Origin of the sequence: Lentzea guizhouensis, assembly GCF_001701025.1 — a bacterium.
GTDB classification, from domain to species: Bacteria; Actinomycetota; Actinomycetes; order Mycobacteriales; family Pseudonocardiaceae; genus Lentzea; species Lentzea guizhouensis.
The window spans coordinates 283,737-296,080 of the sequence record NZ_CP016793.1 but is presented as its reverse complement, the minus strand read 5'-3'; the positions used below and the strand labels follow the sequence as shown (position 1 = coordinate 296,080).

Annotated in this window: 14 protein-coding genes; 6 read left to right on the top strand and 8 right to left on the bottom strand. The window is 70.5% G+C overall.

Going from position 1 to position 12,344, the window contains the following annotated elements; genetic code table 11:
• Window positions 1–63: 63 nt before the first annotated feature.
• The 3 genes from BBK82_RS01400 to ppgK form a co-directional block, all read right to left on the bottom strand.
• On the bottom strand, window positions 64–606 hold the full coding sequence (locus BBK82_RS01400) for a helix-turn-helix domain-containing protein (protein ID WP_071812509.1): 543 nt from the start codon (window positions 604–606) through the stop codon (window positions 64–66).
• A gap of 181 nt (window positions 607–787) precedes the next feature.
• Entirely contained in the window at window positions 788–2,128 is a 1,341-nt protein-coding gene (locus tag BBK82_RS01395; protein WP_065913348.1) for an RNA polymerase sigma factor, read from the bottom strand.
• A gap of 227 nt (window positions 2,129–2,355) precedes the next feature.
• Window positions 2,356–3,117, bottom strand: coding sequence for a polyphosphate--glucose phosphotransferase (ppgK, locus tag BBK82_RS01390; protein WP_065913347.1), 762 nt, complete (start codon window positions 3,115–3,117; stop codon window positions 2,356–2,358).
• Between the two features lie 101 nt (window positions 3,118–3,218).
• Here ppgK and BBK82_RS01385 point away from each other — a divergent pair, with 101 nt between their 5' ends.
• Window positions 3,219–4,010: an inositol monophosphatase family protein gene (locus BBK82_RS01385; RefSeq protein ID WP_335618035.1), complete on the top strand. Its 792-nt coding sequence runs from the start codon at window positions 3,219–3,221 to the stop codon at window positions 4,008–4,010.
• 55 nt (window positions 4,011–4,065) lie between these two features.
• Here BBK82_RS01385 and BBK82_RS01380 read toward each other — a convergent pair whose 3' ends face one another.
• Entirely contained in the window at window positions 4,066–4,596 is a 531-nt protein-coding gene (locus BBK82_RS01380; RefSeq protein ID WP_154696984.1) for a hypothetical protein, read from the bottom strand.
• Window positions 4,597–4,650: 54 nt separating this feature from the next.
• Complete coding sequence (cei, locus tag BBK82_RS01375; RefSeq protein ID WP_237047993.1) at window positions 4,651–5,286, bottom strand: envelope integrity protein Cei; 636 nt, start codon at window positions 5,284–5,286, stop codon at window positions 4,651–4,653.
• A gap of 501 nt (window positions 5,287–5,787) precedes the next feature.
• On the opposite strand from cei, the gene BBK82_RS01370 reads away from it, so the two are divergent.
• Window positions 5,788–6,087, top strand: coding sequence for a DUF4193 domain-containing protein (locus tag BBK82_RS01370; RefSeq protein WP_030474775.1), 300 nt, complete (start codon window positions 5,788–5,790; stop codon window positions 6,085–6,087).
• Between the two features lie 98 nt (window positions 6,088–6,185).
• Here the strand turns inward: BBK82_RS01370 and BBK82_RS01365 are convergent, their stop codons facing one another.
• Window positions 6,186–6,662, bottom strand: a complete 477-nt coding sequence (locus tag BBK82_RS01365) for a DUF3093 domain-containing protein (protein ID WP_065913345.1) — start codon at window positions 6,660–6,662, stop codon at window positions 6,186–6,188.
• A gap of 24 nt (window positions 6,663–6,686) precedes the next feature.
• Between BBK82_RS01365 and dut the strand changes: the two genes are divergently transcribed.
• Both dut and BBK82_RS01355 read left to right on the top strand, forming a co-directional pair.
• On the top strand, window positions 6,687–7,169 hold the full coding sequence (gene dut, locus BBK82_RS01360) for a dUTP diphosphatase (RefSeq protein ID WP_065913344.1): 483 nt from the start codon (window positions 6,687–6,689) through the stop codon (window positions 7,167–7,169).
• Window positions 7,170–7,172: 3 nt separating this feature from the next.
• Window positions 7,173–7,787: a DUF3710 domain-containing protein gene (locus BBK82_RS01355; protein ID WP_065913343.1), complete on the top strand. Its 615-nt coding sequence runs from the start codon at window positions 7,173–7,175 to the stop codon at window positions 7,785–7,787.
• Here the strand turns inward: BBK82_RS01355 and BBK82_RS01350 are convergent.
• Complete coding sequence (locus BBK82_RS01350) at window positions 7,784–8,449, bottom strand: alpha/beta fold hydrolase (RefSeq protein ID WP_237047992.1); 666 nt, start codon at window positions 8,447–8,449, stop codon at window positions 7,784–7,786. The genes BBK82_RS01355 and BBK82_RS01350 overlap by 4 nt on opposite strands.
• Window positions 8,450–8,517: 68 nt before the next feature.
• Here BBK82_RS01350 and BBK82_RS01345 point away from each other — a divergent pair, with 68 nt between their 5' ends.
• Both BBK82_RS01345 and BBK82_RS01340 read left to right on the top strand, forming a co-directional pair.
• Window positions 8,518–8,898: an OB-fold nucleic acid binding domain-containing protein gene (locus tag BBK82_RS01345; protein WP_083267724.1), complete on the top strand. Its 381-nt coding sequence runs from the start codon at window positions 8,518–8,520 to the stop codon at window positions 8,896–8,898.
• Window positions 8,895–9,656: a DUF3159 domain-containing protein gene (locus BBK82_RS01340; RefSeq protein ID WP_065913340.1), complete on the top strand. Its 762-nt coding sequence runs from the start codon at window positions 8,895–8,897 to the stop codon at window positions 9,654–9,656. The genes BBK82_RS01345 and BBK82_RS01340 overlap by 4 nt, the downstream gene beginning before the upstream one ends.
• 66 nt (window positions 9,657–9,722) lie before the next feature.
• Here BBK82_RS01340 and BBK82_RS01335 read toward each other — a convergent pair whose 3' ends face one another.
• Window positions 9,723–12,293 (bottom strand): LuxR C-terminal-related transcriptional regulator, encoded by a 2,571-nt coding sequence (locus tag BBK82_RS01335; protein ID WP_065913339.1) that lies wholly within the window; start codon window positions 12,291–12,293, stop codon window positions 9,723–9,725.
• Window positions 12,294–12,344 lie beyond the last annotated feature (51 nt).

Genomic DNA, 12,344 nt, shown 5'->3' with positions numbered 1-12,344 from the left:
CCGCAGCGAACAGGTCACGAACGTCCCACGATTCGGACGCGGAACCGTGATCGACTGCTCCGTTCAGCTCACGAGCGCCGCGCTGATCGCCCGTGCCGCGTGCCCCACCGCCTCGCGCAACGCGGTGGCGCTGCGACCGCTGTCCAGCACCGCGGACACGGTGCCGACGACGACGCTGGTGGGCGTCCGCACAGGCGCGCTGACGAACGCCATGCCCGCCGGCACCGTGGCACCGGGCCGCAACCGGACCACGTCCTCGGCCCGCACGATGCTCGCCGCCGCCACCAGCACCCGGTCCCGCCGCGGCACCGCGAGGATCGTCGACGTCCTGATCGTCGCCGACAACGCCCGCAACGGCTGCCGCGCCACCCGCAGGATCCCCGGCACCGGCTCCCACGCCTGCCCCAGCCGGAACATCTGCGCGCCGACCCGGTAGCGGCCGCGCACGTTCTCGACCGCGCCGAGCGCCTCCATCTGGTCCAGCAGGCGGTGCACCGTCGTCTTCGGCATCTCGCACCGGTCCGCGAGCTGGGTGAGCCCCAGCTCACCCTCGTCCACCAGCTTGTCCAGCAGTGAGAACGCCCCTTCGAGGACTGACCTTCCCATGGTGTTGCTCCCCCTTGTTCCGTTGTGCGGAACCGTTCCTGTGCACCCCTCCGGCACAGCTGCACACTGATGCTGTCCTGTGCGCGCTGGGGGCACATGAGTACAGGGGTACTCATTTCGCGAAACACGACGACCCCGCACCGAACCGGTGCGGGGTCGCCTGCGTATGACTGGGTAAGACCTAGTCGAGGTAGTCCCGGAGAACCTGCGAACGGGACGGGTGACGCAGCTTCGACATCGTCTTGGACTCGATCTGCCGGATGCGCTCGCGCGTCACGCCGTAGACCTGGCCGATCTCGTCGAGCGTGCGCGGCTGGCCGTCGGTGAGGCCGAAGCGCAGCCGGACGACGCCCGCCTCGCGCTCGGACAGCGTCGCGAGCACGGACTGCAGCTGGTCCTGCAGCAACGTGAACGAGACGGCGTCCACCGCGACGACGGCCTCGGAGTCCTCGATGAAGTCACCGAGCTGGCTGTCGCCCTCGTCACCGATGGTCTGGTCCAGCGAGATGGGCTCACGCGCGTACTGCTGGATCTCCAGCACCTTCTCCGGCGTGATGTCCATCTCCTTGGCGAGCTCCTCCGGGGTGGGCTCGCGGCCCAGGTCCTGGAGCAGCTCGCGCTGGATGCGACCCAGCTTGTTGATGACCTCGACCATGTGCACCGGGATGCGGATGGTGCGGGCCTGGTCGGCCATCGCGCGGGTGATCGCCTGCCGGATCCACCAAGTGGCGTACGTGGAGAACTTGTAGCCCTTGGTGTAGTCGAACTTCTCGACGGCGCGGATCAGGCCCAGGTTGCCCTCCTGGATCAGGTCCAGGAACGCCATGCCGCGGCCGGTGTAGCGCTTGGCCAGCGACACGACGAGACGCAGGTTCGCCTCGAGCAGGTGGTTCTTGGCGCGTTCGCCGTCGCGGACGATCCAGCGCAGGTCGCGGCGCAGCTGCGGGGTGAGCTTCTCCGCCTCCTCCTCGGAGCGGCGGACGCGCTCGGCGGCGTAGAGACCGGCCTCGATGCGCTTGGCGAGCTCGACCTCCTCCTCGGCGTTGAGGAGGGCGACCTTGCCGATCTGCTTGAGGTAGGCGCGGACGGAGTCGGCCGACGCGGTGAGCTCCGCGTCCTTGCGCGCCTGGCGCAGGGCCTCGGACTCCTCCTCGTCCCAGACGAAGTCACCCTTGTTCTCGGGGTCCTCCGCCTCCTCGGGCTCGTCCACGACCGGCTCGTCGACCAGTTCGACGTCCTCCAGGTCACCTTCGCCCGGAGCGCCTTCCATGTCCTCGGGCTCGTCGCCCTCGCCGGCCTTCTTGGGCCCGCCCTTGGCGGGCGCGTCCTTGGCACCGGCCTTGCGCGGTGCACGGGTGGTCTTGGCGCCGGCGGCCTTGGCTGCGGCGGGCTTCTTGGCTGCCGCAGCGGTCGTCTTGCGCTTCGTCGTCTCCTCGGCCTCGCCGGCCGCGGTCGACTTGGAGGTCTTGGCGGCGCTCGCGGCGGAGCTGGAGCGTCGGGTTGCGGTTTCTGCGGCTGCCACGTACGCCCTTTCGCGACGGTCGTTCAAGGCTGACCAGAGGGCGCGAAACCTCGGTCGCCAGAGTTCAGGGGATCTCCCCGCCGATCTTGACTGGCGGGTGTGCGTTCCATTGTAACGACGTCCGTGACGCGGTGTTGCGCCCCGAGGCTGTTCGAGGCGCTCCCACCTGCGTTGTCGCAGCTAGATCGAGTCGAGAGCGACGGACACGTTTCGGTGTCGGTTACCCGTTACGGGCGGATGCCATGCGCGGCGGCCCACGCGGCGCCGACGATGCCCGCGTCGTTCTTCAGCGCCGCGGCGACGACCTCGGTGCGCACCTCGAGCAGCGGCAACCACTTGTGCGCCTTCTTGCTCACGCCGCCACCGGCGATGACGAGGTCGGGCCAGATGAGGTCCTCGAGGACGTTGACGTACCGCGACACCCGCGGCGTCCACTCCTCCCAGGACAGGCCCTTCTCCTCCTTCACCGACGCCGCCGCGCGCGTCTCCGCGTCGTGGCCGTCGACCTGGAGGTGGCCGAACTCGGTGTTCGGGACGAGCTTGCCGTCGAGGAACACCGCGCTGCCGATCCCGGTGCCGAACGTCAGCAGCACCACGGTGCCGTTCCTGCCGACACCGGCGCCGAACGACATCTCGGCGAGGCCCGCGGCGTCCGCGTCGTTCATCACGACGACCTCCTCGGGCCTGCGCTTGAGGCGCTCGGCGAACAACGCGGCCGCGTCGCAGTTGATCCAGCCCTTGTCGACGTTCGCGGCGCTCAGGGCGACGCCGTGCTTGACGACGCACGGCAGCGTGACGCCGACCGGCCCCTCCCACTGGAACTTCTCGACGATCTCGGCGACGACGTCCGCCACCGCGTCGGGGGTGGAGGGCTGGGGCGTGGGGATCCGCATGCGCTCGCCGTCCAGTGCGCCGGCTTCGAGATCGACCAGCCCGCCCTTGATGCCGGAGCCGCCGATGTCCACACCGAACCCGCGGGTGATGCCCATGCCCCGTGGTCCTTCCTACTCGATTCAGTAACCGTGGTGCGCAGACATTAGCCTGACGTTGTCCGATAGTCCCGTGCTAGTGACGCAGGAGGGAACCGGTCGTGCTCGATCCCCGGCCACTCGTTGACATCGCCGCGGCCATCGGACGGGAAGCAGGCGCGCTCGTTCAGCGCATGCGCGCGTCCGCTGTCGTGTCCTTCGACACCAAGAGCACTTCCACCGACGTGGTGACGGAAGCCGACCGCGCCTCGGAACAACTCGTTCGGACGCGTCTGTCCGAGTCGCGCCCCGGCGAACCGGTGCTCGGCGAGGAGGAGGGCGGGACCGTCGTCGAGGGCTTGACCTGGGTGGTCGACCCGATCGACGGCACCGTCAACTACCTCTACGGCATCCCCTGGTACTCGGTGTCGATCGCCGCGCAGCTCAACGGCGAGTCGGTGGCGGGCGCGGTGTTCGAACCGGCGACGGGCCGGATGTGGACGGCCGCGCGCGGGCACGGCGCGTTCCTCGACGGCACACCGCTGCGGGTGTCGGCCACCACGGACCTGTCGCTGTCCCTGCTCGGCTACGGCTTCGCCTACCGCGCCGAACGGCGCCAGCGCCAGGCCGACACCTGGGCCGCCATGTCCACCCGCGTCCGCGACCTGCGCCGGGCCGGTGCCGCCTCCTGGACCTGTGCTCGGTGGCCGCCGGTCGCCTCGACGCCTACGCCGAGCACGGCCTGGGCCGCTGGGACTGGGCGGGGCGGGCTGATCGCGGCCGAGGCGGGCGCGGTGGTGCGGCTGCCGGGGACGTCCCCGGAGCTGGGGGAGGACGCCACGTTCGCGGCGGCGCCGGGGGTGGCGGACGAGATGTACGCGGCGCTCGCGGAGTCGGGCTTCGGCAAGGTCTAGCTCACCTGTACTGCACACGTCCGTACACGTTGACTGAGTCAACATCGAGGTTGACTCAGTCAACGTAAGACGCTTGCTGGCCAGTCAACGTCGAGAGCAGCATGACGACCTCACGCGCGTCCGGCACGTGGATGAGCTCGGCCACCGTCGCCTGCAGGAACCCGTCCGGAGAGATCCGCCGGTCGATCTTGACGTGCCCCGAGCCGTCCGGTGCCACCGCGGCGCTCAGCTCGTCGATCGAGCCGAGCTGAGTGGTGCGCACCCGCCTGCCGCGCACGGCCACGACCCGTTGGTCGGTCACGTAGTAGGTGGTGCGCGGCAGCGTGAGGTACCGCCAGATGAACGGCTCGGCCACGCGCAGCACGTCCATCGCGACCCAGGCGGTGACCAGGGGCCACAGGAACGTCAGGTCGTCGTCCCACCACAGCGCCAGCGGGACGACCACCACCGCCACGAGCACCAGCAGTCCGAGGTCGAACTTGAGGTGGAACCACAGCCACCGGGAGTCGGTGCGCAGGAACGGCGTGCGGCGCACCGGGGCGCCCTGCCAGAGCACCTGCTCGCCGGGCAGAAGATCGACAGCCACCGGCGCACGGTAGCGCCCGCCGGCCGGTCGCACGGGTAGATCAGGACGAACGGGTCAGCAGGTCACTTCGCGGGCGGCGGCCACGGTGTCGGCGTTCAGCGTCGGCGGGTTCGGCTCGGCGACCTGGCCGCCCTGCTGGTCCGGCTGCTGGTCGGCCCACTCGGTGAGCTGGTCGAGCACCTTGCGCGCCGCGCTGTTCGGCTTGACCTCGTCGAACTTCTTCCCTATCGACACGTCGACGGTGGCGTCCTGGCGGTCGTCGCGCACGAGCTCCAGGCACGGTTCGACGAGCGACAACGTCCGGGCCGCCTGGGCGCCGGGGGCACCGAAGCGGAGCTGACCGCGGCAGGTCATGTCACCGGCCGGGTAGACCGGGTCGTTGCCGGGCTCCGCCGCCTGCTTCATGCCGAGCTCGGTCAGCATCACCGCGACGGCCTTGGCGTGGTTGCGCTGCGTCGAGGCGTTCACCACGCGGAAGTTCACGTCGCCGACCGGGACCGGGTTCGTGCGGTCCAGCGCGTCGTGCTCCAGCACGGTGCCGAGTGCGGGCGGCGGCGCGTCGGCGGCGGCGGGAGCGGCCGGGTCGGCCGACGCCGTGACCGCCGTGCCGCCGGGCGCGTTGCACTTGATGGCCGCGTCCACGTCACTGGCGTTGCCGAGCACCTTCACCCACACGAACACGGAGCTCACCAGCAGCAGCGTGAACAGGACGAGCGCGGGTATGGGCCGGCGCCGCTTGTACGGCGTCAAGCTTCCCGATGCGGGTCCCACGTCCGGTGCCCTCCCCGTGTCCGTACCTGTGATCAGCCTAGGCCCTGCCCTGTCGGCGCGCGCCTCGGCACGCGTGACCCAGCGCACCGGCCTGATCGCTCACAGTCAGGACGGTACCGGCCCGGTGCGAGGTTGCACGCCGAGCCGGAGGTGCTCCCGCACAGGGTATCGGTCCAGCGTAGAAAGGTTGTGTCACCCGTCCGGTCGGTAAGGGGTAACCCGATGCCGGGACACTCGGGCAATGAGCTACCCTCTGCGCGCTCCGCACACATGTGGATCAAGCCCGACGGTCTCGTCGAGGGGGTTGGCTTGCCACCGCGTGCAGGAGACCTACGTCACCTTGACGTGGGGCACAAAAGAGGGCGCTGGAGCGTTAACCAGCGACACGAACAGTCTCCGTAGACCGCAGGGGTGAAGAAGATGGCGACCGACTACGACGCGCCGCGTCGCAGCGAGGCGGACGAACTCGCTGAGGACTCCCTCGAGGAGTTGAAGGCCCGGCGGAACGAGACGCAGTCCGGCGTCGTCGACGTCGACGAGGACGCGAGTGCGGAGAACTTCGAGCTTCCCGGCGCCGACCTGTCCGGTGAGGAGCTCACCTTCAAGGTCCTGCCCAAGCAGGCCGACGAGTTCACGTGCTCGAAGTGCTTCCTGGTGCACCACCGCAGCAGGCTCGCAGAGGACAACGGCGGCACGTACATCTGCCGCGACTGTGCCTGACCCCCGTGCTTGACGGCTGCGCCGTCGGCCGGGAAACCGAACTGGGCGCTCACCCGCACGGGTGGCGCCCAGTGGTGTCTTGACCAGGCTTCCCGGGATCAGCCTTTCGTGACACCGCTCTTCAGCGCGGCGGCGAGCTGCTCCGGCCGGCGGGTGCTGACGATCCAGTAGGGCGTCGGGTCCTCCGGGTCGGTCACACGCACCCGCACCATCGGCTTGATCCAGCCGCGGTGCATCACGAACGCCGCGGGGTCGAGCTCACGGCCCATCGCGGCGCGCCGGCGGTCCGGCCCGATGACCTCGACCTCGCCGAGCATCTCCAGCGGGATGTGCGCCTCACCGACCCGCAGCTCGCCGCCGGACACCTCGACCGTGGTCGACCCCATCCGGATGATCAGGAAGACGGTCAGCGGCAGCAGGACCACGTACGGCAGCCACGAGCGCACACCGGGGAAGCCCATGTGCACCTCGGCGGCCAGCAGCGCGGCCGCCAGCAGCGGCAGCGGCCAGATCCACCACGTCACGTAGAGGCGCTCGCGGAAGGTCGTAGTGGCGGTCACGGCAGTCTCACTCACGTCGTCAGGGTAATCTCGGCCGCCGTGTCCAGCGTCGAGGTGTTGCTGACCCGGCTCGATCCGGGGGTTCCACTGCCCGCCTACGCCCGTCCCGGCGACGCGGGCGCCGATCTGGTCACCACGTCGGACGTGGTCATTCCACCAGGTGAGCGCGCCGTGGTCGGCACCGGTGTCGCCATCGCGCTGCCGGCGGGGTACGCGGGCTTCGTGCACCCCCGTTCCGGACTGGCCGCGCGGGTCGGGTTGAGCGTGGTCAACACGCCGGGGACGATCGACTCCGGCTACCGCGGTGAGATCCGCGTTTGCCTCGTGAACCATGATCTGCGTGAGCCGATCGCGCTCTCGCGCGGCGACCGGATCGCCCAGCTCGTCGTGCAACGCGTCGAGCACGCGGTGTTCCGCGAGGTCACCGCGCTGCCGGAGACGGAACGCGGCGCGGGCGGCTACGGCTCGACCGGCGGGCACGTGGTGCTCGCCAGCACAGCACTCACAGAGACCGAGGGGTAAGGGATGTTCGGAAGGCGCCGCAAGCGCGGTCGTCACTCCGCTGGCGGGGTCGAGACCGGCTCGGAGCACGACGAGGACTTCGACGACGTGGGCCCGTGGGACTCGACGGTCGCGCCGAAGGACGACGTCCAGCGGCTCGACCTGGGTTCGGTGCTGCTGCCGATGCCGGAAGAGGCCCAGCTGCAGGTCGAGATGGACCAGCAGAGCGGTTCCGTGCGCGCGGTGCACATCCTCACGCCCGTCGGCCAGCTGACGGTGAGCGCGTTCGCCGCGCCGAAGTCCGGCGGCCTCTGGAAGGAGGTCGGCGCCGAGCTGATCGTCGGCCTCAAGGAGGACGGCGCCCGCATCAACCGCGAGAACGGCGAGTGGGGCGAGGAGATCACCGCGCGCAACCAGGGCGTGCAGATCCTCTTCGTCGGCATCGACGGCCCGCGCTGGATGCTGCGCGGTGTCGCCGCCGGTCCCGAGGAGCACTTCGCGCAGAACGCCGAGGCGTTGCGCGAGATGATCCGCGGCACCGTGGTCGTGCGCGGCGAGCAGCCGATGCCACCCCGCACCCCGCTGCCCGTCGAGCTGCCGGAGGCGATCGCCCGGCAGATCCAGCAGCAACAGGGCTAAGCCTCTTTTTTCGCCTCCTGCCACGCCTGCACCGCACGCCCCAGCGCGTGCGGGTAGGCGTCCAGGGTGGTCTCCACCAGCACGGCGCGGGGCAGTGCCTCCGCCCACGCCCGCGCGACCCCGACCGGGTGCACCGGGTCGTCGACGCACCCGACGATTCCCGTTGGCACGTCGAGGGACCTCAGCTCCTCCAGGGTGGGCGCGGCGGACCCGGCCGCCTCGGTGAGGTGCGGCACGAGCTGGTCGCCGTAGCCGTGCCAGGCGCGGTGCAGCTCGTGGCGCAGCCAGCCGGACGTGCCCGCGAGTGCCGCGTCCACCCCGTGCGCCGCAACGATCCCCGCACTGGCCCTGGCCGCGAGCGCCGCGGGTGCGCCGTCCGGGGTGCCGTTCCACGCGGGCAGGGCGAGCACGAGCCCCGCGCACCGGTCCGGGTTGCGGACCGCCCACGACGCGGCGACGTGCGCGCCGAGCGAGACGCCACCCACCACGATCGGGTGCTCTCCGGCGGCATTTTCGAGCGCCGTCAACCGTTCACTGAGTGTGCGGACGTGCGGAGTGTGAATCACGGCGCCGACCTGCGACAACGGGTCCGCGAAGACGGAACGGACAAAAACCGCATCGGAGGCGGTACCGGGCAGCAGGACGACTGTCTCGACAGGCACGGCCGAGATTGTCGGCCCTCGTGCGTACCCTCACTGTCAGACGGCCCACACCACGGGCCACCAGAGCAATGCAGGAGTCGGGGATGGGCGGCTATTGGCACCGCTTGGTGCGTCGCTTGACCAGCGATGTCGCCGAGCTCGACGCGGACGACCTGTCGCGAAAAGCGGAGGCCGTCGGCGCGGTGAAGGCCTGTGACTGCAAGTCCGGTGAGGAGGTCACCGTCCTCGGCAGGCTGCGGAGCGTGGAGCTCTGTCCCCGGGACGCGGCCGCCACCCTGGAAGCTGAGCTCTACGACGGCACCGAGGGCGTCACGCTCGTCTGGCTCGGCCGCCGCCGGATCGCGGGGATCGAGCCTGGTCGGACGATCAAGGCCCGTGGCCGCATCGCCGTGCGCGACGGGCGCAAGGTGCTCTACAACCCCTATTACGAGTTGCAGATCGCTTCATGACTTCAGCCAAGACCGAAGAAAAGCAGCCCACCGTCCTCGAGCAGATGGGCGGAGTGAGCGGAATGCTCTACTCCTCGCTGCCCGTCGTCGTCTTCGTGATCGTCAACTTCGCCGCCAAGAACCTCATGGCCGCGATCATCAGCGCCCTGGCGGCCGCCGTGGTCATCGGCGTCGTGCTGGCCGTGCGCAAGGGGACGATCCAGCCCGCCATCTCCGCCGTCTTCGGTGTCGGCATCGCCGCGTTCATCGCCTACAAGACCGGTGAGGCCAAGGGCTTCTTCCTGTTCGGCATCTGGCAGAGCGTCGTCTACGGCAGCGCCTTCCTGCTGTCGATCATCGTGCGCCGGCCGCTCGCCGGCGTGATCTGGACGTTCCTCAACGGCAGAGACCGCTCCTGGCGCTCCGACAAGGCCTCGGTCCGCGACTACGACATCGCCACCTTCGTGTGGGCGCTCGTCTTCTTCGCCCGCTTCGTCGTGCAGCGCTGGCTCTACGAGGAGGACCAGGTCGGCTGGCTGGCCGTCGCCCGCCTCGGCATGGGCTACCCGCTGATGGCCATCGCCCTGGTCGCCACCGTCTGGGCGGTCCGCCGCTCCGACAAGCGCCTGAAGGCCGCCGAGGAAGCCGAGGCCGAGGCCGCCGCGGAGGCGGAGGCCGAAACCGTGCTGGCCCGGACGGCGGACGACCTGCTCACACCGGACATGGACGAGCTCCAGCGCATGGCCGAGAAGGAGTCGCGCGACCGGACGCGCGACTGACCGTTCCTCGCGAACGACCGCGGACACGAGCCGGGCCGGGACTCCACATGGAGACCCGGCCCGGACTCATGAGTGCCCTGGGACACGCCCCAGCACTGCACGCAGCTCGTTCCGGCCCGTGACGCCGAGCACGCCGTAGATCGCGTGCAGGTGGTTGTCGACGGTGCGCTTGGACGTGTGCAGCCGCGCGGCGATCTGCTGGTTCGTGAGGCCGGACGTCGCCAGGCGTGCCACCTCGGCCTGGCGGCGGGTGAGGTGGGTGAGGTCGTCGGCGCGCAGGGCCGGGGTGTGCACGGCGTCGAAGTCGCGCATCAGCAGGGCCTGGCGGGCGGAGGCCTGGGAGGCGGCGCGGGCGTTGCCGGGCGCGGTGCAGGCGGGGGCGGAGGCGAGGGCCTCGGCGGCGTAGAGGGTGACGCCGAGGCGGTGGAAACCGGCGGCCACGGCCTCGAGCGTCGCGGGGGAGCAGCGGGCGAGTGCGGTGGCGTGCGCGGAGTAGGCACGGGTCAGCGGGTCGTCCATGGTCGTGGTGAGGACGGCCAGGCGCAGGGACGTGTCGATGCCGAAGCGGGCGGCGTCGTGCAGTGCCATGGCTTCGCCGCAGCGCAGGCCGAGTGCTGCGCAGTCGTCGGCGGCGGCCAGAGCCGTGTCGGCAGCGGCGCGGATGTCACCCGTGGCGGCGAGAACCCAGGCGCGGGCGATGGGCACGGACGTACCGGTCAGCCGCCAAGCGGGGCGACGAGCTTTCTCGGCGCGTGCGAGTGCGTCTGCGGCGAGGGAGGTGTCACCACACACGGCGGCGGCACTGGCCAATGCGGAAAGCGCCATCGTGTCGAAGACCAGCGGATGTGCCGGCCCTGGAGTGCCTTCACGGGCAAGGCGCAGAGCTCGGGTGCCATGGCCGCGCAGTCGTGCGCAGTAGGAGAGCACGCTGGCGAGCGAGGTGCCGCTGAACGTCCAGCCTGACTCTTCAATAAGTGTGTGCCGCACGCGCCGTGCGAGCTCTTCGGCTTCGGTGAGACGACCGGCGAACGCGCGGCAGAAGGCACGCATGCGCATCGCACCGTTGTACAGCGTCGGGACTTCCTCGCTCAACGCCAACGCTTCCGCCTCATAACCGGTGATCTCCTCCTCTGCTTCGCGATAGCGGCCCGCATGCAGAAGCGACAACGCACGGTTGTGTCGCATGTGGATGGACAACCGCGGCACCACGGGTTGGTACGTGCGGTCGAGGACGTGCGTGACGTGACGGAACTGGGCTTCTTCGGTCACACGCACGACTTTCAGCCAGTCGCTCAGGTCCGCCGGCAGACCGGGTACGTCGACGGCGTCCAGCACGGCGGCCGCCGCCTCCGCGTCGCCGAGCCCGAAGTGCAGGTTCATCGACCGGGTGGCGCCGAGCCGGCCCAGGTCCGCGGGCGACAACGGCCCGGCCATGACCTCCGCCAGCGCCGCCTCCGCCTCGGCCGGTGCGCGGCCGTGCATCAGGACCTGGCCGAGCACGTGGCCGGCCTGGCTGGTGCCGCCCGCCGCGACGGCCGCGCGGCACAGGCGTTCCGCGAGTGTCACGTCCCGTGCCGCCCACGCCTGCTCCGCGGCTGCGACGAGCAGGTCGACCGAGATGGGGCAACCGCTGCCGAGCCGCCACGTCGTGATGCGCATGAAGTCTTCACGGCGGCGTGCGCCCGTTGCTTCCAGTGCGGCGGCCAGCGCGCGTTGGTGCGACTGCGCGCGTGAGGCCGGGCATGTGGTGCGAAGAGGCCTGCCGTACAAGGGATGTCCGAGCCGCACGACCGTGCGGCTCCCAGAAGGTTCCACGCGGATCAGCGCACGTGTTTCCAAGTCGTCGAGCGCCTCCTCGACGACCAACGACGCCAGCAGGTCCAGCTCGACCGGCTCGGAGTAGGCGAGGAGCTCCAGGGCGTGCCGGTGCGCGGGGTCGAGGCGGCCGAGGTTCTCCCGCACGAGCTCGCCGAGCCGGCCGGCGAGCTCGATCGCGCCGTGCCACGACCAGACGCCGTCCTGCGCGCGCAACGAGCCGACCGCGCATCCGGAGGCCACGAGCTCCTTGAGGTACAACGGGTTGCCCGTGCTGCCGGTCCACAACAAGGTCGCCGAGCGGGTGTCCACCGGGCCGTGCAACACCTGCTCCAGCAGCTCGTCGCACTCCGCACGGGACAGGTAGCCGACGGGATGGCGTTGCAGCAGCCCTTCCCGCCACAGCTCGGCACGTTCACCCGGACGTGAGGTGACGAGCACGCGTGCGTGGCCATGCCGGATCACGTGGTGCAGCAAGCCGATCGACGCGTCGTCGAGCAGGTGGGCGTCGTCGACGACGATGGCCAGCGGCGCCGGTTCGGTGCGCAGGTGCTCGACCGCGCGCCCGAGGGGGTTCGCGGTGCGCATGTCCGCGGGCAGCAACGAGGCCACCGCCCCGAACGGGATCGTTGATGTCGCAACGGTCGCGTAGCTGCGCCGTACCGTGAAACCGGTCTGCTCCAGGCGCTCGGCGATCTCGTCGGTCAACCGGGTCTTGCCCACTCCGGCCGGTCCGACGAGTGCGGCGCCCTTCCCGTCCGGCCCGGTGAGCGCGGCCATCACGTCCGCGAGCTCCCGCCGCCTTCCCACGAACGGCCACACGGCTCGAAGTGTGCCCGTGTTGTCGTGTGCGGCGCATGCCGTTTTGCCCAG